General features: G+C 69.3%; 22 protein-coding genes and 4 pseudogenes. 10 read left to right on the top strand and 16 right to left on the bottom strand.

What is annotated here, in order from left to right:
- Positions 1–156: 156 nt before the first annotated feature.
- Both ACIRP7_RS44570 and ACIRP7_RS44565 read right to left on the bottom strand, forming a co-directional pair.
- Positions 157–519, bottom strand: a complete 363-nt coding sequence (locus ACIRP7_RS44570) for a cyclophilin-like fold protein (protein WP_037752593.1) — start codon at positions 517–519, stop codon at positions 157–159.
- A 246-nt stretch (positions 520–765) separates the two neighbouring features.
- Positions 766–1,758 carry an aldo/keto reductase gene (locus tag ACIRP7_RS44565; protein WP_403672456.1) on the bottom strand — a complete coding sequence of 331 codons (993 nt, stop codon included), beginning with the start codon at positions 1,756–1,758 and terminating at the stop codon, positions 766–768.
- 124 nt (positions 1,759–1,882) lie between these two features.
- Between ACIRP7_RS44565 and ACIRP7_RS44560 the strand changes: the two genes are divergently transcribed.
- On the top strand, positions 1,883–2,503 hold the full coding sequence (locus ACIRP7_RS44560; RefSeq protein ID WP_403672453.1) for a TetR family transcriptional regulator: 621 nt from the start codon (positions 1,883–1,885) through the stop codon (positions 2,501–2,503).
- Positions 2,504–2,682: 179 nt separating this feature from the next.
- Here ACIRP7_RS44560 and ACIRP7_RS44555 read toward each other — a convergent pair whose 3' ends face one another.
- Both ACIRP7_RS44555 and ACIRP7_RS44550 read right to left on the bottom strand, forming a co-directional pair.
- Complete coding sequence (locus tag ACIRP7_RS44555) at positions 2,683–3,705, bottom strand: alcohol dehydrogenase catalytic domain-containing protein (protein ID WP_403672451.1); 1,023 nt, start codon at positions 3,703–3,705, stop codon at positions 2,683–2,685.
- A gap of 59 nt (positions 3,706–3,764) precedes the next feature.
- Complete coding sequence (locus tag ACIRP7_RS44550; RefSeq protein ID WP_403672448.1) at positions 3,765–5,201, bottom strand: carboxylesterase family protein; 1,437 nt, start codon at positions 5,199–5,201, stop codon at positions 3,765–3,767.
- Positions 5,202–5,204: 3 nt separating this feature from the next.
- On the opposite strand from ACIRP7_RS44550, the gene ACIRP7_RS44545 reads away from it, so the two are divergent.
- Together ACIRP7_RS44545 and ACIRP7_RS44540 are read left to right on the top strand one after the other, a co-directional pair.
- Positions 5,205–5,453, top strand: a complete 249-nt coding sequence (locus tag ACIRP7_RS44545) for a hypothetical protein (protein ID WP_403672447.1) — start codon at positions 5,205–5,207, stop codon at positions 5,451–5,453.
- A gap of 279 nt (positions 5,454–5,732) precedes the next feature.
- Positions 5,733–6,461, top strand: a complete 729-nt coding sequence (locus ACIRP7_RS44540; RefSeq protein WP_403672463.1) for a hypothetical protein — start codon at positions 5,733–5,735, stop codon at positions 6,459–6,461.
- 318 nt (positions 6,462–6,779) lie between these two features.
- Here the strand turns inward: ACIRP7_RS44540 and ACIRP7_RS44535 are convergent, their stop codons facing one another.
- Both ACIRP7_RS44535 and ACIRP7_RS44530 read right to left on the bottom strand, forming a co-directional pair.
- Positions 6,780–7,844, bottom strand: a complete 1,065-nt coding sequence (locus ACIRP7_RS44535) for a hypothetical protein (protein WP_403672444.1) — start codon at positions 7,842–7,844, stop codon at positions 6,780–6,782.
- Positions 7,738–8,640, bottom strand: a complete 903-nt coding sequence (locus ACIRP7_RS44530) for a BTAD domain-containing putative transcriptional regulator (protein WP_403672460.1) — start codon at positions 8,638–8,640, stop codon at positions 7,738–7,740. The genes ACIRP7_RS44535 and ACIRP7_RS44530 overlap by 107 nt, the downstream gene beginning before the upstream one ends.
- A gap of 432 nt (positions 8,641–9,072) precedes the next feature.
- On the opposite strand from ACIRP7_RS44530, the gene ACIRP7_RS44525 reads away from it, so the two are divergent.
- The 3 genes from ACIRP7_RS44525 to ACIRP7_RS44515 all read left to right on the top strand — a co-directional run bounded on the left by ACIRP7_RS44525 (position 9,073) and on the right by ACIRP7_RS44515 (position 11,308).
- Complete coding sequence (locus ACIRP7_RS44525; RefSeq protein WP_403672441.1) at positions 9,073–9,639, top strand: hypothetical protein; 567 nt, start codon at positions 9,073–9,075, stop codon at positions 9,637–9,639.
- A 254-nt stretch (positions 9,640–9,893) separates the two neighbouring features.
- Entirely contained in the window at positions 9,894–10,802 is a 909-nt protein-coding gene (locus ACIRP7_RS44520) for an NmrA/HSCARG family protein (RefSeq protein WP_403672438.1), read from the top strand.
- Positions 10,799–11,308, top strand: coding sequence for a cupin domain-containing protein (locus ACIRP7_RS44515; protein WP_403672435.1), 510 nt, complete (start codon positions 10,799–10,801; stop codon positions 11,306–11,308). The genes ACIRP7_RS44520 and ACIRP7_RS44515 overlap by 4 nt, the downstream gene beginning before the upstream one ends.
- A 166-nt stretch (positions 11,309–11,474) precedes the next feature.
- Here the strand turns inward: ACIRP7_RS44515 and ACIRP7_RS44510 are convergent, their stop codons facing one another.
- The 7 genes and pseudogenes from ACIRP7_RS44510 to ACIRP7_RS44480 form a co-directional block, all read right to left on the bottom strand.
- Positions 11,475–13,928, bottom strand: coding sequence for an FtsX-like permease family protein (locus ACIRP7_RS44510; protein ID WP_403672432.1), 2,454 nt, complete (start codon positions 13,926–13,928; stop codon positions 11,475–11,477).
- Positions 13,925–14,656, bottom strand: a complete 732-nt coding sequence (locus ACIRP7_RS44505) for an ABC transporter ATP-binding protein (protein ID WP_403672429.1) — start codon at positions 14,654–14,656, stop codon at positions 13,925–13,927. Before ACIRP7_RS44505 ends, ACIRP7_RS44510 begins: the two co-directional genes overlap by 4 nt.
- Positions 14,653–15,243, bottom strand: coding sequence for a PadR family transcriptional regulator (locus ACIRP7_RS44500; protein WP_403672426.1), 591 nt, complete (start codon positions 15,241–15,243; stop codon positions 14,653–14,655). The genes ACIRP7_RS44505 and ACIRP7_RS44500 overlap by 4 nt, the downstream gene beginning before the upstream one ends.
- A 1,225-nt stretch (positions 15,244–16,468) precedes the next feature.
- Entirely contained in the window at positions 16,469–16,807 is a 339-nt protein-coding gene (locus ACIRP7_RS44495) for a helix-turn-helix domain-containing protein (RefSeq protein ID WP_104780727.1), read from the bottom strand.
- On the bottom strand, positions 16,804–17,181 hold the full coding sequence (locus ACIRP7_RS44490) for a type II toxin-antitoxin system RelE/ParE family toxin (RefSeq protein WP_328771811.1): 378 nt from the start codon (positions 17,179–17,181) through the stop codon (positions 16,804–16,806). Before ACIRP7_RS44490 ends, ACIRP7_RS44495 begins: the two co-directional genes overlap by 4 nt.
- A 187-nt stretch (positions 17,182–17,368) precedes the next feature.
- On the bottom strand, positions 17,369–17,491 hold the full coding sequence (locus ACIRP7_RS44485) for a hypothetical protein (RefSeq protein WP_403672466.1): 123 nt from the start codon (positions 17,489–17,491) through the stop codon (positions 17,369–17,371).
- Between the two features lie 335 nt (positions 17,492–17,826).
- Positions 17,827–17,874 (bottom strand): annotated as a pseudogene (locus ACIRP7_RS44480) (hypothetical protein); the annotation flags it as partial.
- A gap of 18 nt (positions 17,875–17,892) precedes the next feature.
- On the opposite strand from ACIRP7_RS44480, the pseudogene ACIRP7_RS44475 reads away from it, so the two are divergent.
- Together ACIRP7_RS44475 and ACIRP7_RS44470 are read left to right on the top strand one after the other, a co-directional pair.
- Positions 17,893–18,003, top strand: a pseudogene (locus tag ACIRP7_RS44475) (oxidoreductase); the annotation flags it as partial.
- A gap of 272 nt (positions 18,004–18,275) precedes the next feature.
- On the top strand, positions 18,276–19,100 hold the full coding sequence (locus ACIRP7_RS44470) for an SDR family oxidoreductase (RefSeq protein ID WP_403672422.1): 825 nt from the start codon (positions 18,276–18,278) through the stop codon (positions 19,098–19,100).
- A gap of 64 nt (positions 19,101–19,164) precedes the next feature.
- On the opposite strand, the pseudogene ACIRP7_RS44465 reads toward ACIRP7_RS44470, so the two are convergent.
- Positions 19,165–19,662 (bottom strand): annotated as a pseudogene (locus ACIRP7_RS44465) (site-specific integrase); the annotation flags it as partial.
- Between the two features lie 448 nt (positions 19,663–20,110).
- Here ACIRP7_RS44465 and ACIRP7_RS44460 point away from each other — a divergent pair.
- Entirely contained in the window at positions 20,111–20,365 is a 255-nt protein-coding gene (locus ACIRP7_RS44460; protein WP_403672420.1) for an SDR family NAD(P)-dependent oxidoreductase, read from the top strand.
- Positions 20,366–20,610: 245 nt separating this feature from the next.
- On the opposite strand, the gene ACIRP7_RS44455 is transcribed toward ACIRP7_RS44460, so the two are convergent.
- Entirely contained in the window at positions 20,611–21,222 is a 612-nt protein-coding gene (locus ACIRP7_RS44455) for a TetR/AcrR family transcriptional regulator (protein WP_403672417.1), read from the bottom strand.
- A 156-nt stretch (positions 21,223–21,378) separates the two neighbouring features.
- Here ACIRP7_RS44455 and ACIRP7_RS44450 point away from each other — a divergent pair, with 156 nt between their 5' ends.
- Positions 21,379–22,230 (top strand): alpha/beta fold hydrolase, encoded by an 852-nt coding sequence (locus ACIRP7_RS44450; RefSeq protein WP_403672414.1) that lies wholly within the window; start codon positions 21,379–21,381, stop codon positions 22,228–22,230.
- Between the two features lie 673 nt (positions 22,231–22,903).
- On the opposite strand, the pseudogene ACIRP7_RS44445 reads toward ACIRP7_RS44450, so the two are convergent.
- A pseudogene (locus tag ACIRP7_RS44445) lies at positions 22,904–23,159 on the bottom strand (hypothetical protein); the annotation flags it as partial.

The raw sequence follows: 23,159 nt of genomic DNA, 5'->3' as shown, positions 1-23,159 counted from the left end.
TGGCCGCCCACCTCGGCTTCACCGACCCCGCGAACTTCGGCCGCTTCTTCCGCGACCGCACCGGCCTCACCCCGGCCGCCTACGCGGCCCGCGAATCCCCGATTCTCCCCCCTCGCTCCCTTGGTTGACGAGATCTCGGTGGTTTCCGGCTGGGTCTCAGTCGATGGCCTCGATGGCGACGTCGACCGCGCCGTCGTACTTCTTGAGGGCATCGGCCCCCAAGTGGTCGATTTTCCCGAGGATCACGATGCCGGGGTCGGGGATGGACTCGCCGTCGTGGTCATAGAAGACGGCGATGTCGGGACCAGGTGACCAGTAGGCGATGTCGCCGATCTCGTAGCTGAACCGCGGCTCGCCCCCCACGGCGAGAGACCGGGACAGGTGACCGTACTTCTCGCGCTTGAACAGGTCATCCATCCGCAGAGTCAGCGGAAGCAGCGAGGCGAAGTCGCGTGCCGTCGCGTTGTCGTCGAGGGTTGCGTTGAGGACGGTCGCTCCGGCGGTCAGTCGGATTCTCATAGGGGTTCCGCTCTTCGGGGGGTAGTCGCAGTAATCGTCAGGCCGACTCGGACGCCGCGTTCATCGGGTACGAGCTTCACTTCGGCACAGACCGTGTGAAGGCAACCTCGACGTCACCGCGATGGCAAGTCGGTTGAATTACCGTTCTCGGCCGCCGGGCCGGTTCACGATGATGACCCGCACGTCACCTGTGCGGCGTCACCGGCTGCTGTCGACTGGCCCGTGCGGGCCGCGTGGAGGGGCGGTTCAGTCGGTGGTGAAGCTGGACAGCATCGCGGCCGGGAGGCGGCTGCCTGCCGAGCCGTGGGGAAGGATCTCGGCGATGCGGGCCAGATCGGTGGCGGAGAGCTGGACGTCGGTGGCGCCGGCGTTCTCCTCAAGGCGCTTGGTGCTGCGGGTGCCGGGAATGGGCGCGACGTCCTCGCCCTGGGCGAGCAGCCAGGCCAGCGCGAGCTGGGCGACGGTGATACCCGCGGTGTCGGCCAGGTCCTTGAGCTGCTCGGTGGCGTGCAGGTTGTACGTGTAGTTCTCGCCCTGCCAACGCTCGTCCCAGCTGCGCATGTCGTCCGCGGGGTATTCGCCGGCGGGCTTGACCTGGCCGGTGAGGAAGCCGCGACCGAGCGGGGAGTAGGGCACCAGGCCGACGCCGAGTTCCCGCAGAACGGGAAGGATCTTCTCCTCGACCTCCCGCTCGAAGAGCGAGTACTCGTACTGGAGCACGGAGACCGGGGTGACGGCGTGGGCGCGGCGGATGTACTGGGGGCCGACGTTGCTCAGGCCGAAGTACTTCACCTTGCCTTCGGCGATCAGTTCGCCGACCACGCCGGCGACCTCCTCGACCGGAACGTCCGGGTCGGAGATGTGCTGGTAGAAGAGGTCGATGCGGTCGCTCTGCAGGTAGCGCAGGCTGTTCTCGGCGACCTTGCGGATGTTTTCCGGGCGGCTGTTGAAGCCGGGGCTGAGCGCCGGGGCGGTCATGTCGAAGCCGAACTTGGTCGCGAGGACCACCTCGTCGCGGAAGTCTTTGACCGCCTTGCCCAGGAGGATCTCGTTGCTGCCGGTACCGGCGCCGTACAGCTCGGCGGTGTCGAAGAAGTCGATCCCGAGTTCGTGGGCGCGGCGAATGGTCGCGAGGCCCTCGTCGTCGTTCGAGGCGCCGTAGGCCATGGACATGCCCATGATCCCCAGGCCGAGCGCCGAGACGCGCAGGCCCTGAGAGCCCAGATTGCGGTGCTGCATGAGTTCACTCCCTCAGTGGTTCGCCGGCTTCACCCGCAGAGGCCAAACCGAACTGTTCCGTTTGACCCTACGCGCCGATCATCCGGATGCCAAACCAAACGGTTCGGTGCTCTATCCTGGGCCCATGTCCCAGTCCCGCGACTCCGGCCAGACCGCAGCTCCCGCCGCCGCCGGCGACACCACGCGCGAGCGCATCCTTGCCGCTGCCATGGAGGAGTTCGCCCGCCACGGCATCGCCGGCGCCCGCGTGGACCGCATCGCCAAGCTCGCCAAGACCAGCAAAGAACGCGTCTACGCCTACTTCCGCAGCAAAGACGCGCTCTATGCCGACGTCGCCGCACGGGAGTACGTCGTCATCGCCGCGGCCACCCAGATAGACCCGACCGACCTCCCTGGCTACGCGGGCCGCCTGTTCGACTACTTCGTCGCCCGTCCAGACCACCACCGCCTGATCACCTGGGGCCGCCTCGAACTACCGGGCACCGCTACCGGTGCCGCCGATCCCACCCAGGCAGCGATCTCCCGCAAAATCGACCTGCTCCGCCAGGTGCAGCAGGCCGGACAGCTCGACCCCGCCTGGGACCCGGCCGACGTCCTCGCCCTGGTCAACCAGATCGCCACGACCTGGGCGTCACAACCCGAGCTCAGCGAGGCCGCCGCCGCACACGCCGTGGACCCCACCACCGCCGCCCGCCGCGCCGCGGTGGTGACCGCTGTCGAGCGGCTTTTCCCTCGAGCACGCTGAGGTCGCCCGGACCGGCGGCAGCCTGCTCGAACATGCCAGGGGAACAGGTGCCTGGTGGGGGCAGGCACGGGCGCCCCTTGCGCCTCACGCGGTGTCAGGATTTCGTGCTCACCGGCGCTTACGTTGTCGGCCCTCGCGCATCGGGAGTGGTTGGTTGTCGTTTCTCGGTCGCCCAGGTCTCAGTCGCCCAGGACGACGACGTGCTTGCCCGGCGTGGTGCCGGACTCGACGTCGGCCTGGGCGTCACGGACCTGTTCCAGGCCGTGGTAGACCTTCGCGACCGGGACGTTGAGGCGTCCTGCAGCGATGGCCTGGAGCTGGTGGGCGAAGACGTCGGCCGGGAGGTCGGCTGCCTGACCGCCATAGGACGTCAGCCGCACCCCGCCCGGAATCATGAACGGGCTGAAATCGGGGATCGTCCACTGGCCCGCCAGGGCTCCGGTGAAGCAGGCAGTGCCGTGCCGGCGAACGGTGCGGAGGGTGTCGGCGAGGACCGAGCAGCCCACCAGCTCCAGTACGGCGTCGACACCCTCCGGCATCAGCTCGCGCACCTGGTCGGCGATCGTGCCGCTGTCGACGAGGGGATGGTCGACGCCTGCGGCCCGCAATTCCCCGGCCCGACCGGGGCTGCGGGTGGTGGACAGGACGGTGGCTCCGAGGTCCTTCGCGATCGTGGCCGCGCTCAGCCCGACCGTGGAGGTGCCGCCGCGGATCAGCAGCGTCTGCCCGGCCTTGAGGTCCAGGCCGGTGGTCAGCGATCCGTAGGCGGTCTGGAACATCTCCGGCAGCGCACCGACGACCTCCCACGGCAGACCGGACTCGAACGGGATGACCTGCCCGGCTGGGACGCTCACGTACTGGGCGTACGTGCCGTCGTAGGAGCGGCCCATGCCGCCCATCATCGTGGCCACCTGCTGTCCCGGCCGCAGCCCGCTGTCCTCATCGGCCTCATCGACCACGCCGACGCCCTCGATGCCGGGCACACGCGGGTAGCTGACCTCCGCATCCGACTCGCCCTTGCGGGTGGTGACCTCGGACTCGTTGACGCCGAACGCCTTCACCCTGATCCGCACCCAGCCGGGCTTGTGTGCGGGCACCGGCACATCCTGGATCTCCAGTGCGTCGAGGCCGCCGGGCCGGGTGACGACGACGGCCCGCATCGTGGCTGGTGCGGCCTCGCCGACTGCTGTCGGTTGGCTCATGTCGGATTCCTCACTCTGTTCGCCCCCGTGGTGCGTGGTTGGGTATCGCCCGATGCCCGTCAGGGGCGGTCGATGCCCTCCCACAGGTCGAGGGCCTGCTGATAGTGGGTGGTGGCCTCGAAGGGAGGGTTGCCGACGCTTTCCGAGGTAGGCCGGTTCGTGACGGCGGGCCACAGCCGGGGCTGCTCGCCGGTAGCGAAGTCGAGCACAATGTCGCGGATACGCTTGTCACGCTCGGCCTGTTCCGCGCTGCGGCCCGGCCGCTCCTGGCCGACCAGCGCGTACATCTCGGTGCCGTGCACGGCGGGCGCGCCCTCGGCGGGCCCGATCAGAAGGAGATGGGCGTTGCCGCCCGCCGCAGTGTGCGCCAGGGCGCCGCGGGCTGCGGGGAGCCCGAAGATGTAGTCCGACAGGACTGCCGCGCGGACTTCGGCAGGGGTGCGGCCGCCCTGGTCGTAGGCGTCGACGATCTTCTTGGCGCGGGAGCGGGGAATGCGCCACCCGGCGACCTCGTCGACGATGCGGTCGACAGTGTGCGGGTCGAACCGGTCGAGGTCGTTCGCCACCCACCAGCCCATGTCGTCACTGGCCATGCTCAGCAGCACGTCGACATCACGGTGTGCGCCCGAGGCGAGTTCGTCCATGGGGTGGGCGTGCAGCACCGCGCCGGGCTGTCCGGCGTCCAGGACGACGCCGAGGCTCTTGCTGTCCATCCCGCCACGGACTCCGAGGTCCGTCGGGGTGACCTTGTGCAGGGCGGCCACCAGGGAGGCCGCATCAAGGTCGAGCAGCTTCTCCGGGTTGTCCGCGACGCCGAGCTCGGTGACGAACCGGTGGGCGAGTTCCTCCGCCCACCAGGCCGGCTGGAGACGCGAGGGCCCGGCGGAGAAGCCGGCCAATCGCCGGTACAGGCCGCCTGCGGAGGCGGCGCCGAGCAGCCCGAAGGTGGCATAGGCGCCGCCGCTGTGGCCGTAGACGGTGACGTTGTCGGGGTCGCCACCGAAGTGGGCGATGTTCCGCTTGATCCAGGTCAGTGCGGCGATGACATCCTGTAGGCAGAGGTTACTGGCCTCGGCGAGCCGCCCGCCGTACTGCGACAGCGAGAGCGCACCCAGCGCGCCGAGCCGGTAGTTGACCGACACACCCACCACGCGCCCCGACGCGGCGAGGCCGGAGGCGTTCGAGGTGATCTGCGTGTTCGCGCCGTACTCGAATCCGCCGCCGTGGATGTACACGGCCACCGGGAGCGCCGTCCCGGCCGGCTGCTCAGGAGCCCATACGTTCAGGTTCAGACAGTCCTCACCCATCCCGCTGTCCGCTTCGAGCCAGTCGCCGCTGTCGGGCTGGACAGAGACGACGCCCTTGCGGTCATAGGGTCGGTCTGGATCGAAGTCCGCGACCACGGGGCGGCGATACCGCTCGGCGGTGGCGTATGGGATCCCCCACCAGGACCGCACCCCTGGTGCAGTCGGAGCCTTGGGAGCGGTAGCGGTCATTGCATGTCCTTCCAGCGCGGTTCGGGTGTTCGCGCGGTGCTTCGGCGGCTGGCTGCTCGCGGTGACGTCTCTCATCGTTTCCCGGGATCCGGCAAAACGCCCGGCGGGTGGCGGTCACCCGGTGGTCATCAGGTGACACTTGGCAACAAGATCTCGGTGCAGGCCATGAGCTTCTCCTACATGGCCGACGGCCGGATCGTTGGCCAACGGGCCGGCCTGACCTCCCGCAAGAGGTCGGTCTCTTCTTCTTGATCCGGCGTCTTCGCGCGAACAGCGCCCGCTGCGGTGAGAGCTGTACTACCTGTCACCGAGACCCGTAGGGGTGCGGTGTTGCGGCTGCTGAGGCGGTCGAGGGAGATGCGCAGGAGCAGGCGGCGCTCCTGGCCCGGATAGCTGTCACCGGTCGTCAGGGCGGCCTGGCTCCGGGAGCTGCTGAACAGAACCAGATCTCGGCGGTGAGATCGGGGCACAGCAGGCCGTCGTTCGTCACGAGCCTCGCCCGGCTCGCGATCGCGGTCGGCCGACGTCCTCCTGTCCAAATCCCGCGGTCTCCAGACCCTGGCAGAGACGGCCGCCGAGCTCGGCCAGCGAGCCCGCGCCGCGACACCCGAGGAGGCGGCCCGCGCCGGTGACCGGGTCGTGGTGAGTATCCCGCCGACTCCCTACCGGGAGCTTTCCCGCCGCCGCGCTGTCGGGCAAGGTCGTGCTCGACATCGGAGCGTCCGTGACGCGCCGTGCGACGAACCCGAGGACGGCTGCGTCGGCCTCGTCGAGCCACGCCACGTCGTCGGCGATCAGCAGCAGCACGCGCTCGGCGGCCCTGGGCAGCGGACCACGTCCCGCCTGAGCGATAGCCGTCGCTGCCCCGGGAGGAACGGGATGAGCAGGAAGACCGGCGGCTGTATGTGCGGGAGCCGCCCAGCCCGGCCGCTCCCGCCCCGGCTGTCGGTCCTCTCTGGGCCGTTTCCAGTACGGGCTGTTTTCGCGTCCCAACTCGGACCGCACGCCATTCGGACCGCGTCCGTGCCCCGCCGACCCGGCAGGCCCGCCGAGTCGAAGGTCCCTGGGCAGCACTTCCGGATCCTCGTGTCCAGCCAGCGTCCAGAATCCGACATACAGACGCTCGCACAGCCCACCCACGACGCCATCCTCCAGCCATGGGCCGATACGTCTGCGCAGGTCAGAGGGACCTCAACTAACGCTGATGGCCGGAGTCGAACTCACGAGCAGCGGATTCAGCCCCGTGCACCAACACCCTGAATCCGCACCTCAGATGAGACGTTTCCGCAGGTCAGAGACGTGCACAGTGGGGCGGGTGGGACTCGAACCCACGGCCGACGGATTATGAGTCCTTCGAGGATCTTGGCGGTCCTTGCCGATTCGCGTCGATTCACGGCGTTCTTACAGGTCAGGCCCATGCATCTCTGTCGGTCCTACACGATCCTTGTCGGTTGGTTCCGGCCCTTGCGGTCCCTCCGTGGTCCCTGAGCGTCTTTGCGAGGCGCCGAGAACGGAGGGGCACACCCGGGACAACTCCGACGCCGGAGTTGTCCCGGGTGTGCCCCTCCGAGAACTCGCTCAACCGGAGCTTGCGCTGTTCGGGAACTTCACGTCCTGGGTGTTACCGGTTGTCGGAGGCGGGCTTTGGACGGCGATTCGGTGGTGTTCGTGATCAGCCAATTCGGACAGGGCGTGGGCCCCGCAGGCAATGGACAGGGCCTTCACCTGTTCCAACTGGGCGAGTGCTTCCGCCTGGCGGCCGGAGGCGGACAGTGCGGCACCGGCGGTCAGCCGGGCCATGGCCTCGTTGAGAGGCATTCGGGCTGCGCGAAACTCGGCAGCGGCCCGGCACGCGGTGGCACCCGCTGCCGGGTTCTCCCTGGCGTGTTGTACCTCGGCGCGGGCCAGCAACGCGAACCCTCGCCGACCGGGCGGCCCGTCAGGGGCTACGGCAGCGGCTGCGCGGTCGGCCCAGCTTTCGGCGGCTGCCACGTCGCCCAGGGCCAATTTCGCGACAGCCAGCAGCCGGAACCACATCGGGCGGACCGGGGCTTCGAACCCGAGCAGGTCCGGGCCGCCGCCCGCTTCGAGCACCTTGCTGACACAGCCCTCCGGATCGCCGTTGAGCAGCAGCGTCTGGCCGAGCATCCCGACCATCGCAGACCGGCGCGCGCCCGGTGCAGGGCCGGCCAGAGAGAGTGACTCCTCACAGACCTTCAGTGCTCCGGCGAAGTCTCCCCGCCACATCAAGACCACCGCGCTCACCACGTCGGCCAACGAGCGCGGCTCGCTGCTGCTGACGAGTGATGCCGCCTCCAGGGCGTCCTCGGCATACGTCGCCGCCTCGTCCAGGCGTCCGAGCCACAGGTAGGCGTAGGCGGAGGCGGCGAACAGATCGGCGAGCACGAGGCTCTGGCCGGTGCGACGGGACAGTTCCAGGCCTCGACCGAGATGGCGCAGCGCGGGGTCGTAGCGTCCGTGGAGCATCTCCGTCCAGCCCATCATGACGAGGGTGTCCATCTGCCCGGCCAGTTGCTCATCGTCGGTGTCGTCGAGTGCTTCCACCACCAGGTCGAGGTAGTCGGTCGACCGAGCGTCGCCAGCGAAGGTATGCGCCTCGATCGCACCGTCGAGGACCGTCAACTCCGATGTCCGCCCGATCAGATGGCTCCGCGTCCAGGGCCGTCGCGATGTCCGCGGACCAGGCAGGGCGCCGCTGTCCCGCCCAGTGGGCAGCGGTGGGGACATGAGTGACGAGCGTGGTGCGAGGACGGGTGCGGATCCCGGGGGCCTGGCCGCGGGGCCGGCGGCTGGGACGTTCAGTGCGGGATCGGCGGGCGAGGATCTGTTGGTGCAGTCGCTGCAGCGGGAGGCTGGGGTCACAGCCGAGTTCTTCGGCCAACAGGAGCCGGGTGCGCTCGTAGTGGCTGAGGGCCTCGGCCGGGCGACCACTGCGGTACAGGGCGAGGATGAGTTGGCCAACCAGCCGTTCGTCCAGAGGGTCCGTCTCCACTCGGGCGGATAACTCGGGTAGCAGTCCAGTGTGGTGACAGCGACGGAGCCGAACGTCGGTGTGGTCCAGTTCGGCCGCGATCCGTTCCTTGTCCACGGTGTCGCGGAGGGCGTTGACCCACGGGGTGTCCAGACCCGCGAAGGCGTCTCCTCGCCAAAGGCGGAGTGCCTGACCGAACAGGACCGCGGCCTGCTCGTCCTGTTCGTTCCGCGCGGCCGCGCGGGCTCCTGCGGCAAGGTCATGGAAACGGTGCAGATCCACCGCGGTCGCCTCGACGTTGAGGACATAACCACCGGATCGCCGGACGACCTCCGCCCCGTCGGCGACGGCCAAGGCCTGCCGCAGACGGGAGACATAGCCGTAAAGCGTGTTCCGGGCCCGCTGCGGAAGCCGGTCGGCCCAAACGCGCTCGACAAGCTGGTCCACCGAGACCACGCGGTTGGCCTCGACCAGCAGTACGGCGAGCACACACCACTGCCGGGCGTGACCCAGATCGACGACGCGACCGTCCACACGTGCCTCGACGCTGCCGAGCAACTCGAACTCAACCGTCACCACGCCCCCCCGAGTGTCAGGTACCCCACCTTCGCACAGCGCCTTCGACCAGTGGATTCAACGTTTACCCAAGGTTCGCCGACGGTGGGCCGCGCACCGTGGTCCAGGACAGGAAAGAGCGCGACACACAACCCGGAGGCCCAGCTCGGCGGGCGTCGGGCCGCACAGCGAACGGACGGCCACGACGAGGGGGCAGCCGTCAACCCGGGGTGGAAGGGCACCTGCCGCAGGAGTTGGCCCCGGGTAGGCACAGGAATGCCTCCGCCATGCCTCGAACCGACTCAATCTTAGGAGCAAAGCAGAATGCAGAGAATCCTTGCCAGGGCAGGCATCACGCTCGGCGGACTCGCGCTGGCAGTAGGAAGCGCCACCGTCATAGCACCGACCGCCCAGGCGGCCGGGACGCCGACCCTCGCGCGCTTCGAGGGCAAGACGATCGACCTGTCCAAGGACTGGGGCGCTGCCAAGGCCTGCAACGTCCAGCGCGGTGTCATCGACTGCTTCCGCACCGCCAAGGAGAGCGACACGAAGGCCGCTCAACAGGCCAAGACCGCAAGCCCCCGCACTGCCCAGGGTTACTGCTCCACCCCGCTGCGCCTGTACGAGAACGCCAACTTCAACTCCGACCCCTTCCCCAAGGGCCGGATCCTGTCGTTCTACGACAGCGGTTACTGGCAGAACCTGGGCGACTACGGCTTCAACGACCAGACCTGCTCCTACCAGACCGGCAGCTGCGCCACCTCCTTCGCCAAGGACAACGACGGCAGGGGAAGCAACCCCTCCAATGTCTTCGTCGGAGCGTGGCAGTCCGACGGGTACATGGGAGGCGGCAGGTGGAATGACCTGCTGAGCTCGGTCTACCTCTACTGATCCAGGGGGCGCGTACGCGGTACGTGAACCTCACGAGGGGAGTGCCGCGGCTCGCCGGCCACGACCACCGGACCTGCCGCTGACGCCACACGCTGAGCGCACCCTGCCCGTCCTCCCCAGGGAGGACGGGCACACGAGGAAGGCGACGAGTGTCGGCACCGAGGACCGCCGGCCGGTCCTCGTGGACGCCGCTGCATGCCGACCCGACCCCGCGCGAAATATGACGGCCCGGCCATTTCCGCAAGGAGCTTCGTATGGCAGATCATCACAGGCGACCCGTGCTGGTCATCGGAGCCACCGGCCAGCAGGGCGGCGCGACGGCACAGCAACTGCTCGAGCGCGGCCGGCCGGTCAGAGCCCTGGTCCGCGACTCTGATTCACCCCGCGCCAGAACACTGCGTACGGCAGGAGCCGGCCTTGCCGTCGGCGACCTGGACGATCCGACGTCGCTCCGGAAGGCGATGAAGGGCGTACATGGCGTGTTCCTCGTGCTGACCATGATGGTCGGCCCCCGGATCAGCCCCGAAGGCGTTGCGGCCGAGGAACGGCGGGGAAAGGCAGTGGCGGACCTTGCCCGGGAGTTGGGCATCGAGCACCTGGTCTACAGCTCGCTCAACGGCGCGGACGCTCACTCCGGAATCCCGTACTACGAAAGCAAGCAGCGGATCGAGGAGCACCTCCGCTCGCTCGGACTCCCGGCGACGATCCTGCGTCCCGTTTCCTTCATGGACAACTTCGCCACCTACAACCGCCCGGTCCTGGACAACGGGGAACTGGTGCTCGGCCTCGCCGTACGACCGCAGATTCCGATGCCACTGATCGCGGTACGCGACATCGGCGCATTCGGCGCGATCGCGTTCGACCGGCCCGAGCACTTCCTCGGCCGGACCGTGGAGATCGCCGGGGACGTCCTCACGCCTCCGCAGATCGCCGAGACATTCGGCCGCCACTGCGGCCTGCCGGCACGTCTGCGTCAGGTGCCCGTCGAGGAGATACGAGCCTTCGACCAGCAGCTCGCCAAGATGTTCGAGTTCTTCAACGGGCACCCCGCCGAACCGCCCGACATCTCAGCTCTGCGGGAGGTCCACCCGGGCCTGATGACGCTGGGAACCTGGCTGCGCAGTACCGGATGGAAGGCGAACCCAGGAAACGAGGAGACATGACCGATGGCCTGCTGCTACCGCCAGGTGGCGGTCGCCGGATCCAGACCATGACCCTGAAAGCGGGTGCTGAACGGTCGCCGACCTGGTCGACGTTCGAGGCCGAGGTCGCGCCGGGATTCGATGTCGGAGCGCACCTGCACCACCAGGCCGAGGAGGTGTTCTACCTCCTCGCAGGCGAACTCGACCTCCTCGCCTTCCACCCCACTCCCCAGGCTGCCGGCGACTGGCGTTCCTGGGAGTCCGAGACCGGCGCGAAGGTGATGCGGGGCGGTCCCGGGAGCTTCATGTTCGTACCCGCCGGATGCCCTCACGCATTCTCCAACCCCGGCGCCGAACCCGCCCGGATGCTCTTCCTCGTGTCCCCTGCCGGGCACGAGACCTACCTCCAGGAACTCACCGACCTTCTGAGCGCCTCGGGGCCACCGGACCAAGCCGAGATCGCGGCTCTACGGCTGCGCCACGACATCCACCAACTCACCCCGCTCACCTCCCCAGCCGCAGACTGAGGCTACACAGCTCACCGAACATCAGCGCAGGTGAACCGGTCGGGGGCCGCGGGTTTCTCCCATGGGGCAGCGTGGCGGTACCGGGGAATTCGCCCAGCCGCGGCGACTTGAGCAGCCCGGTGCCGCCCAGCCAGACGTCGTCGCCAGATGGGCCTCGGCCTGACGATCATTCCAGCAGGCGCCGCGTCATCGATCCCGGTTCGCGGCCGGCGGCGAGCCACGCGGCGGCTGCCGCGGCCACGGGGAGACCGAGGAGGGTGAGCGCGAGCGGGATGTACGGAACGTGGGTGAGGGGGCTGCGGTCGTCGGCGTACGCCGCGAGCAGGATCGCGTACGCCCCGGCGGTGCCCAGCAGGACTCCGGCCAGGGCGAGGAATCCGGCGGTGGCGGCCGTGAGGCTGCGGCGGATCGTGGTGGTCGCGCCGGTCGCGGTGAGGGTGCGCAGTTCGTCCGCGGCCTCGCCGCGGATCGTGCCGACCGTCATCGCCAGGACGCCGAGGGCGAGGACTGCGCCACCGGCCACGGACGCCCAGCGCAGCGTGGCGAGGCCGTCCTGCCGGTCGCGGGCCTGGGTGACGAGGCCGTTGGCGGCCGCCAGGTCGCGGGCGGCGGTGAGCTGCGCCGCGGTGAGGTCGTGCGGGGCCTGTACGAACCAGCCGACGGTGATGGTGTGCCAGCCGAGCCGGTGCAGTGCGGCGGAGGTCAGGAACGCGTCGGGCACGGAGGTGTAGGCCGAGCCCTGGACATGGCGGGTGCGGGCGACGAGGTCGCGCCGCGAGGTGCCCAGGAGCTCCAGTCGGGCCCGGAGCGGGGTGAGGACATCGGTGTCCGGGGCCGCCGTCGCCAGATCGAAGCCGAAGCGGCGCGCGGTCTCGGAGGTGGCGACATACAGCGCGGAGCTGCGCCAAGTGTGCGGGCCGGTCTTGCGGCCGACCTCGACGACCGGCTGGCCTGCGCCGGTGTCCACATCGCCGCCCCTCGACTGCGGTGCATCGGTGGCGTAGGCCATCGCGAGCGGGGTCGCGGTGGTGCCCAGGGCGTCCGCGTACTGGTCGACGGCGTCCCGCACCCGTACCAGTTCGGCGTCGCTGAGCCGCGGGATGACGGGCTCCTGCGAGCCGATGCGGATGAGCAGTTGGCTTGCCGCCAGGTTTCCCCGTTCGGCCGTCACCTCGCTGGCGGCGGCCAGCACCGATACCGCCACGGGGATGCCGATCGCGAGGGTGATCGCCGCGAGCGCGGCGCCGGAGCGAGCCTGATAGCGGCCCAGGCCCCGCATCGCGAGCCGGGCGGTGAAGGGCATCCGGACGGCCGTCGCGGCCATGGCCCGTACGAACAGCGGGCTGAGCAGCAGCAGACCGAGGACGAAGGCGACGATGCCCAGGGAGATCAGTAGTCCGTTGACGCGGTGCGCCGCCACCAGGCAGCCGACACCCGCGGCGAGCAGGACGAGCGCCGCCCATGCGGACTGCCGGGCCGGCACCGGGCGGGGCGGACGCGCAGACAGCGCCCGGGCGGCGGGAATACGGGCCACCACACGAGCGGGCCACCACGCGGCAGCGGTGGGTGCCAGCACGGCGGCGAGCGCCATGAGGACGAGCAGGGCCCAGGGCAGGGCCAGCCGGTCGATGCGGTGACTGGCGGCGTCTTCCATGTGCGGAGCCAGCGGCAGCCACGCCAGTACGCCGGCGAGCGTGCCGACCGCCGCAGCGCACACGCCGGTCAGGGCGCCGTGCGCGAGCAGAAGGAGCCGCAAATGCCGGGTGGTCGCACCGATCGAGGCCAGGACCCCGAGCTGCCGCAGTCGGCGCTGCGCGAGGACCGCGAAGCCGGCGGCGGCGACCAGCGAGACGAGCAGCAGCACCACGGTGGCCAGCGCGAACACGGCGGTGGTGATCGGCGCCTGGTCGAAGTCCTGGCGCTCCTGGATGAACTTGGGGCTGTCATCGGCCTGCCGGTAGGCGGAGAAGGCACCGGGCGAGACGTCCGCGAGGACCACGGCCGAGGTCGCCGGACGGGCCGCGACCTGCGAACCTGGGGCGGCCAACGCGAAGACGTCATTCAGCTTCTGCGGATTCTCCACCAGGCCGACAACGCTCAGCAGCTGGCCGCCAAGGACGACCTGCGCCCCCGGCCGGGTGCGGAAGAGGTCCGCGGCGGACCGAGTCAGCGCGATCTCTCTGCCGGCGCCGGGATAGCGCCCGCTGACCAGGCGCAGCATCGGCGATCCGTAACGGCCGTGCGGGTCCTGGGCGCGGACGTCCATCGACCGTACCGAGCCGGGGATGGGTACGGCCCGGTGGCCGATGACCTCGACCCGGCCCAACTTGGTTCGTGCGGCCGCCACCTGGGCCCGTATCTGCTGCGGGTTGACACCGTCGAGGCGCACGCGCTGCTGCGCGGAGCCGAAGGTGCCGGCTGCGGAGGCCGGATAGGCGTGGGCGGCGGCGAGACCGCACACGGCTGCGGCCACCGTGAACGCGACGAGGCAGACCAGCAGCAGCTGCTGGCGCCATTCGCGCAGCAGCAGCCGCCACGCCCAGCGAACCACGGCGCTGCGTGCGGGCAGACCGCCGTCCGGCCGCCGGTTCTGGGCCGGGGTCAGGGTCGTGGCGTTCACCGACTCGGCTCCCCGCTGGAGGACAGGAGGCTCTCCGGGCCGTCGGAGGCGGTGCTCGTGTCGACGACCAGGCCGTCCCGTACGAACACCACCCGGTCGGCCCAGGAGGCGAGTTGGGCCTCGTGGGTGACCAGCACCGCGGCCGCGCCCTCGCGGCAGGCGGACCTGATGAGGCGCATGACCCCCTCGCCGGTGTCGGAGTCGAGGGCGCCGGTGGGCTCATCGGCCAGCAGCAGTCGCCGCTCGCCGACCAGAGCACGGGCGATGGCGACGCGTTGGCGCATGCCGCCGGAGAGTTCGTCGGGGAAGCTGCCTGCGCGTTCGGCGAGCCCGAGCTCCTGGAGCGCGCGCATGCCCTCCGTGCGGGCCTGTTTCGCTTTCACGCCGTCGAGTTCGAGCGGCATGGTGATGTTCTCGACCGCGGTGAGCCCGGCCAGCAGGTTGAAGTCCTGGAAGACATAGCCGATATGACGGCGGCGCAGCCGGGCCCGGTCGTTGGGGCTCAGGCCGGACAGCGGCCTGCCTTCGAAGAGCACTTCGCCCCCGGTGGGTTCCTCCAGGCTCCCGGCGATGGTGAGCAGGGTCGACTTGCCGGAGCCACTGGGGCCCATGACGGCGACCAGTTCACCCGCGTTCACGCGCAGATCGACGTCGTTCAGGGCGCGCACGGCAGCGGTCCCTGTGCCGTAGGTCATCGACACGTTGCGGAGTTCGAGCAGTGCGGTCATCGCGGGACTCCTGGGGGTTGGGCCGAGGGAACGGGAGCGTCGTCGGCGCCGTGTCCGGCGCGCAGCGTGTCGACGCCGTGGTGCTTCAGCCGCCCGTCCGCGGAGTCGAGCCAGCGGACCAGGGACTCCAGCCGAAACAGCTGGGCATCAGCGACCAGGAGGAGCGGCAGGTCGTCCGGCGCATCCTCTTTCAGCCGCGTGTACTGCCGCATCTGCGTGACCGTGTGCCTGCGGTGCGCCTGGAGGATCTCCCGTACGTCGACGCCGGGCAGCCGGAGCGCCACCAACACCTTGATCACCAACTCGTCACGAGGCGGCGTGTCAAGACCCGGAGGTGTGCGCAGCCACACGGCCAGCTCGTCCTTGCCGGACGCGGTGATCTGGTACCTCTTCTGAGGCCCGTCCGAGGCACCGCCGGGGTCCGACTCCACGAGCCCGTCGCGCTCGAGCCGCTGCATCGTCGTATACACCTGCCCGGTGTTGAGCGGCCAGACATCCCCGGTCCGGTCCTCGAATTCCTGCCGCAACTGCAACCCGTATTTGGGGCCTTCGCTGAGTAGGGCCAGTAGGGCGTGACGCACGCTCATGAAACCTCCAGGCCGACTATCTACTCAGTAGAATACTCGGTATACAGCCAGGAGGCCACGGTCGCGGAGACATTCGGTCGGATGGCGGCGGAGTATGGCGGCTCAGCTGCCGTGATACCGCAGGGACACACGACGGTGACCACTGACGCCGGGGACCGGAGCACCGATCCGGCGGACCGCGCCGAGATGACCAAGCCCCCACCCGTCGGCCGGGCGGGCGACCCGGCGGACCACACCGCTACGGTCAAACGTCCGCCCGACGGCCGGGGCAGCGACTACCGCGCTGTCCCGCGAGGTGAGGCAGAGCGGGCTGCTGAAGCGACGACCGGGCTACTCAGCCTCACGCTGTTTCACTTGCCGAGGCCGGCCTGCGATCCGGGCCGCAGTCTGGCCGTACATCGCCCGCTGGCGGGCATGGCCCACGCCATGGCCCGCGGCCACCGCATGATCTTCAGGAGCGCGCACCTACCCCTCGACGATCACACGGTGGCCGTACTCGTTCCCCGTCGGCTCCGCCGCAGGACCGCCGAGTCCGACCAGGCTGCAAGGCGATCGTCAGGGGCATGGTGTCGTCGTCCAGAAGCCGAGGTCCGACCAACGCGGAACATGGACGCCGTCTTGGTCCCTGCCTGGTCCCTCGATCTTGCCAGTCGAGCCCAGAGGAGCTGTCCCCGAAGGTCGACACAGATCCTCGATGACACCTACGCCGCAGGTCAGAGTGGTCAACTCTCTACCGAACGGCCCGGGACGCATCCGCCTGCCCAAAGTCGTGAGCAGCGGATTTGGTCTGTTGAGCCGGAGTTGACGCGCCACCAGCCCATACGGAACGTTTCCGCAGGTCAAAGACCCGCACAGGTGGGGCGGGTGGGACTCGAACCCACGGCCGACGGATTATGAGTCCATTGGGGATCTTGGCGGCCCTTGTCGATCAGTGCCGATTCACGCCGTTCTTGCAGGTCAGACGTGCTGATCCGTGTCAGCCTTGTGCAGCGTTTGTCGATGCGTTCCTGTCCTTGCGGCCCCTCAATGGCCCCTGGGGGTCGATGAGTTGGACACTTGCCAGAGCAGCAGCTGCGTCCGCCCTGTTCAGCCGAGGGGCTAGAACCCTTCGCGCAGCGGAGTCCCTTACCGACGTGATGATGCTCCATCCCAGGCCACCTGACGTCACGAAGCGATCCCGCCCACTGGACTGTGCATCGACCTGGGTAGCGGCGCGTCGATCAGGTCAGCCGAGTACGTAGCTCTCATCACCGAAGTCAGCGACGATCTTCAACTTGCCGCCGAGCGCCTTGACGTAGGCAGCGAGGGTGTCGACCTCGCTGCGCTCCAACTGACCCTTCTCGATGCGCGAGACGCGGGCCTGGGTGACGCCCATGGCTTCGGCGACCTGGACCTGTGTGGTGTGCTGCCGCTTCCGCAACTCTGCGAGGCGGTGCACACGAGAGGCCAGGACCATCGCCTGCGCCCCCTTCTGGATCTGGTCCTTTTCGGCATCGGTGAAGGCGAAATCCTCGGCCAGGTCTCCCCAGGAGACGGCCTGCGGGTCCTTGAGGTGATCAGTCATCGTGCCCCGTCCTCTCCATCGATTCGCTTCAGATGCTCCGCGTACGCCTGCTCCGCCTGGGGCACCGCGACGCGGTACCAGCCCGACCAGTTGCCCGCCTTGTCACCGCCGACCAGGATCACGGCCTGACGGTCCGGGTCGAACACGAACAGCAACCGCACTTCTGTGGCCCCCGCCGAGCCCGGGCGGAGTTCCTTGAGGTTCGGTAGCACCGACCCCTTGATCGTGTCCACCAGAGGCCGGCCCAGCGCGGGACCTTCCTCCTGAAGAGCAGTGACAGCCTGACTGACCTGAATCAGGGTGTCGCGGTCAGTACGGCGCAGGCCATGAAGCCACGAAAGAGCCGGCTCGACCACGACAATCTTCCAAGCCATGCACACGACCCCCATCTGCAATTATTACACTGATAGCATACACCGCTGGCGTCATATCGGGAAGGACTACGGTTCTCGCAGTCACCTGCCGCCTCGACGGCGGGCATGTCGCTACTCGCAGGGTCGAGAACGCCCGCTTCAGGGCCTTCCGGGTTTTGACGGAAAGGGGCGAAGGCTTCCAAGAGGTTCAGCGGGGCTGGAGACCGTGCAGCAGCAGACGCACCAGGTCCTCAATGCCGCCGAGTTCCGCCTGCGGGTCGGCCGCGTCCTGGGTCGCGAACGCGGCGGTGCCGTGCAGGGGGGCGCCCACGGCGAGCGCGAGACGGGCGGGGTCCCCTCGATGATCTCGCCGCGCCCCTGGGCGTCCACCATGACCCGCTCGAAGGGCTGCGATGCCCGATGGGCGAGGCCGACAACCTCCTCGGGGGCGTCAGGGCTGTGCCTGCGGGCGAAACATGGGCTCCACCACGGCTTGTCGGTGGCGAAGGTGACGTAGGTCCGCGCAAGGACAGTGAGGCGAGGCTGGACCGGGAGGGTGGGATCGCCTGCGCCTTCGAGGGTCCGCGTCAGCCGCTCGTGGCGGCCGAGCACCAAGGCATCGAGCAGCGCCTGCTTGTCCATGAAGTGGCGCCCCGGCGCCGCGTGACTGACACCGATGTCCCGGGCCAGCTCACGCAGCGACAGTGACCCCACCCCTTTCTCGCGCAAGGTGTGCTTGTCGCGGTACGGGACCCGGAACGCGGCCGGGCGGCGGCGGATTCCGTGCGCGGCAGCACCGAGGTGCGCCGCCTGGACCTGGCGGACCTCGGTGCTGCCGTACGTCACGGACCGGGTGGTCACGCTCGCGTCCTCGCAACCCACACAGCGAATCCGTTCGCCCGCGCCATTGTGCCGATCACGGACAGGTTCTTCGCCCAGGACGACAAGGACTGCGCACTGCCGACCTGTGCACGGCCGCTGACCGTGGAACTGCGGGCCGCTACCGCCGCCCACCTCCACAACGAACTCGAAAGCGGGATACTCGTCCCGTATAGTTAATCGGGATAGTTATCCCGCTTACGGGTGGCCGCCCATCCCCACAGGAGGTTTACGTCATGAGCAAGGTCTGGTTCATCACCGGTTCATCGCGCGGCTTCGGCCGCGAGTTCGCCCTCGCTGCCTTGAAGCGCGGCGACCAGGTCGCGGCCACCGCCCGCGACACCGACTCCCTGAAAGATCTGGTCGCCGCCCACGGCGAGGCGATCCTTGCGCTGCCCCTGGACGTGACGGACAAGGCCGCCGCCACCGAGGCCGTCCAGCGGGCGCACGCGCACTTCGGCAGCCTGGACATCGTCGTCAACAACGCCGGCTACGGCCTGTTCGGCGCCGTCGAGGAACTGACCGAGCGGCAGGTCCGCGACCAGATGGAGACCAACTTCTTCGGCGCCCTGTGGGTGACCCAGGCCGCGCTGCCCCTGCTGCGCGAGCAGGGCAGCGGCCACATCGTGCAGATCTCCACCATCGGCGGCGTGACCACCTACCCCAGCCTCGGTGGCTACCACGCCTCCAAGTGGGCCCTGGAAGGGCTGACCGAGTCCCTGGCCAAGGAGGTCGCCGCCTTCGGGATCAAGGTCACCCTGGTCGAGCCCGGCGGCTTCGCCACCGACTGGGCAGGCGCCTCCGCCAGCTTCGCCGCGCAGCTGCCCGCCTACGACGGGTTGCGCGCGGCCCTGGCCGAGGGCTGGCGCGACGCGAAGCTCGGCGACCCCACCGCGGCCGGACCGGCGCTTCTGAAGATCGTCGACGCCGACATCCCACCCCTGCGCGTCTTCTTCGGCACCGACGGATTGGACATGATCCCCTACGTCTACGCCGAGCGCCTCAAGACCTGGCAGGACTGGGCCCACGTCTCCACCCTGGCCCAGGGCAACCCGGCCTGAACCGAGCGGCGGTACGCGTCTGACCGTGGACCCTTACCGGTAAGGCACACCAGTCACAGCAGGGTCAGTGGCGCGCGTCGCCAGGCGCGAGCAGGCTGGTCAGCTCCAAGATCGCCTCGGTGACGGCTTGAAGTAGCGGCGGACGTTCTCCGGCTTCTTGTGCCGTGACTTCGCCATCAGCATCAGCAGCGAGGCTCCCTGCTCGTCGAGGTGGGTCAGGGCGGAATGGCGGTACTCGTGCAGGTCCCAGCCGGTGCCCGGCCCGCGTACGGCGGTGCGTTCGTCCAGCAGGCGCGGGCCTGGCCCTAGGAGAGGCGGGCCAGGCCGGTGTCCGGGCACACGTCGCGCGGGCTGACCACCTCCCTGGGCCAGGGCGGCGGTGGGTGATGAACACCGGGCCTTGGGGTCGGCCGCGCAGCAGGTGGGGCAGGAGCCGGGCGGTGTCGGCGTCCCGGTAGGCAGTCTCCAGCACGAAGTCCTCCCGCGCTTGGCCGCGGCGGCGGGCCTTGCTCCGGGCACCTTTGACCTTCACGGGACAGCGGCGCCCGGCGAAGTCCAGGTTCGGTGCGGGAGTGGATCTTGATCATCCTCTGCACCGAGTCAAGTCACGCGATCCCTGCAGGCAGGGGCCGAGCAAACGAGGGCGCCCGTGCCATTGTGCCGAGCCCGAGCAATCTCCTCACTCAGGACGACAAGGACGGCGCACTGCCGACCCTGTACGCGGCGACGCAGGACCTCCCGAGCGCGAGCCACGCCGGCCCCGACGGTCGAGGCGAGCCGAAGGGTGCCCCGACCCCCATATGCCGCACGGCCGCGGCCGTGCGGCCCGGTGGCCGCCCGTCGCCTGTGGACGGCGCCGGCAGTGAAGGGCCACTGACCGTGGAGCTGCGGGCCGCTACCGCCGCCCATCTCCACAACGAACTCGAAAGCGGGATACTCGTCCCGTACAGTTAAGCGGGATGACCATCCCGCTTATGGGTGGCCGCTCATCCCCACAGGGGGTTTACGCCATGAGCAAGGTCTGGTTCATCACCGGTTCATCGCGCGGCTTCGGCCGCGAGTTCGCCCTCGTCGCCCTGGAGCGCGGCCACCGGGTCGCGGCCACCGCCCGCAACACCGGAACGCTGACCGATCTGGTCGAGCGGTTCGGTGACGCGGTGCTGCCGCTGCGTCTGGAAGTCACCGACCGTGCGCAGGTGTTCGAGGCGGTCGCGGTGGCCAAGGAGCGGTTCGGCCGGCTGGACGTGGTGCGCGCCAGTTCTTGAGGTGCGCGAAGCCGTGCTCGACCGGGGCCCTCACGGCCGCCAGCGCCTTGTCGGACAGCCTCTGACCACGCGTCAGGGGCCTGTTCTGTGCCGCCTTGTAGCCGCTGATCACCGCCGGGCCGGTGTCCGGGCGGTATCGTCCCGTCCGACGAATCCCGGGTCGGCGACGGCTCCGGGTCTGGCCGTTCGCAGCTTCTACGTGAGCTGGCCGTGCCACGCACGTGGCCGAGCCCAGAGTGTCGGCCTCATCGGCGGGATGCCGGGTGAGCGGCGGCAAGGGCGGTATCGATCAGGAGCTCCGCGATGGATCGGGCACAAGCCGCGGTCTGACCGCTGTTGAGCGCGGTGGCGCGGGCGGCCCCGCCGTCGTAGAGCAGGGCGAGCTGCTCGCCGAGGGTTTCCGGGGCAGCGATCCCGGCCTGTCGTGCGATGACCGCAAGGCGGCGGGCGAATTCCCTCTTGTGCGCCGCGGCCAGCTGGTGCACGGGGTGGTCGGGGTCGGGCACCTCGATGCTGGCGTTCAGGAACGGGCAGCCTCGCAGCGGAGCGGTCGGCTCCGGCGGCTCCCAGTCGAAGACGGCGAGGAGCTGCGCTCGCGGGTCCAGCGCCGGCCCGTCGGGAGGCCCAAGGGGCGGGAGGTCGCTGTCCTCCAGTGCCTGCAGGTATGCCTGGACGAGCTCGTCCTTGCTGGGGAAGTGCGTGTACAGGGTGCGCTTGGAGACGTTGGCGACGGTCGACAGCTGGTCCATTCCGGTCGCGTTGATCCCCTGGGCGGTGAACAGCTCGGTCGCCGCTTTGAGGATCCGCTCGCGGGCGCCGCGACCGCGGCGCCGCCGTACGGGGATGGGTTTGGTCATGACTTAAGGATACCGATCGTTTTACATAGCCCGACACGCGTGCTACGGTTCCCTTAAGTAAACCGAGCGTCTTACTTAGTCGGTGGGCCGAGGATGCGCCATCGTCGCCGCGCACCTCCACCGGCAAGTGCGCCAAACAGGAAAGAGAACCAGGTCATGAGCACGTTTCTGGCAGACAAGGCCGACGATCTGACCGTGGAGAGCTCCTCCGCGACGTTCACCTACCGGCGACTGGGCCCACAGGGGGGCACCCCGCTGGTCCTGCTGAACCGCTTCCGCGGCACCCTCGACTGGTGGGACCCGGAGTTCCTGGACCTGCTGGCCGCCGACCACGACGTGATCCTGTTCGACAACGTCGGCACCGGCTACACCGACGGCACCCCGAGTGACTCCATCGAGGGATTCGCTGATGGTGCCATCGAGTTCATCGAGGCCCTCGGCCTCGCCCACGCCGACCTGCTGGGCTGGTCCCTGGGCGGCATCGTCGCCCAGCACGTCGTCCTCAAGCGTCCCGACCTGGTGCGCAAGCTCATCGTCGCGAGCAGCACCCCCGGCGGCCAGGTGCCCGGCGTGCCGGAGCTGACCGAGAAGGTCCTCGGCATCGCGACCAAGCCGAAGGCTGACGCGGACGACATGATCTACCTGCTCTACCCGGAGACCGAGGCGGCTACCGCCGCCGGCCGGCGGCACATCGCCCACGTCTCCCCCCGGTTCCCCAACGGGCGCCCCTATGTATCCGATGAGGCGGCCGCGGGCCAGCTCACCGCCCTGGCCAAGAGCGGGTCGACCCCGTGGGAGCAGGTGCAGGCCGGCCTGGAAGCCATCACGCAGCCCGTGCTGTACGCCAACGGAGTGAACGACGTGATGATCCCCGCCCTGGCCTCCTATGTCGCAGTCCAGCACCTGCAGAACGCCACCCTCGTCCTCTACGCCGGCGCAGGCCACGGCTTCCTCTTCCAGCACGCCAAGGAGTTCGTCACCCAGGTGACCAACTTCCTCGCCGGGTGAGACCCGTGCATCGTGAAGTTGCAGGTCACGGGTCTGGGATGAGGGGCGGTCGGGATACTCGCATCGTCTGACCTGTCGGTCGAAGCCGATGTCGGGTTCTGCTGCGCCGACCGCCTGGCCGCTCCCACGAGGCCCAGGCCGAGCGGGAGGAACTGGTGATCGCCGAGCGGGTCCTGAACCGGCTGGTCGAGCAGGACCGGGTCGCGGCCGTAGCCCCGCCCCGGGTGGCGGGGCGGGGCTGTGCTGCTGATCCCGCACCGCGGCGAGAATCCTGACGAGGCCGCGCCGCCCGCCGCAGGCCGCTGCCAGCAGGACGTAACCAGCGGGCCCTCGGCGGCAGTTGAGTTTGGTGTGAAAAGCCAACAGTACCGTTGAGGGCCCTGACGGCCTTGTCTACACCGCCCGCCTTTCCCTGTCGAGCGCCACTTTGAACTATCTCGCCGACCTGATACGCGGCCCCTTGAAGAAGATCGGCTCCCAGTGGCGGACCCTGCCCGCCGGGAAGATCGCGGGCATCGTGCTCGCAGTGCTGCGCTGTGACCAGCGACCCGGCGACCGGCCTGCGCACCTGGGTCCTGGGCCGCGCCCCCGGACGACGACACACTGATGGCACCCTGCAACTGAAGCAAGCGTCCGCCGCTTCCCCGATCCTCGACGCGGTCGGCAGACGCCGCTACCTCTGGGCGCGCAGCCCCGCGCACGCCAGGTCGATCATGCGCTTGCGCGCCTCCGGGTCGGTGCCCTGCTGCTCCCGGGCCAGACAGCCGACCATGAGCGCCTTGACGTCGGCAGCCACGACGTCCGGCCGCACGGCACCGGCCTTCTGCGCACCGACGAGCAGCTCCTCTTCCACGGCCAGCAGATTGTGCTCGGGGGCCAAGGCCACCGAGTGGACGTCGAAGCCTGTCCCGCTCATCGCCTGCGCAAGA

This window comes from Streptomyces sp. NPDC102270 (genome assembly GCF_044766405.1).
Classification (GTDB): Bacteria; Actinomycetota; Actinomycetes; order Streptomycetales; family Streptomycetaceae; genus Streptomyces.
The sequence above is the reverse complement of the archived record's forward strand: the minus strand, read 5'-3'. Positions and strand labels throughout refer to the sequence as shown.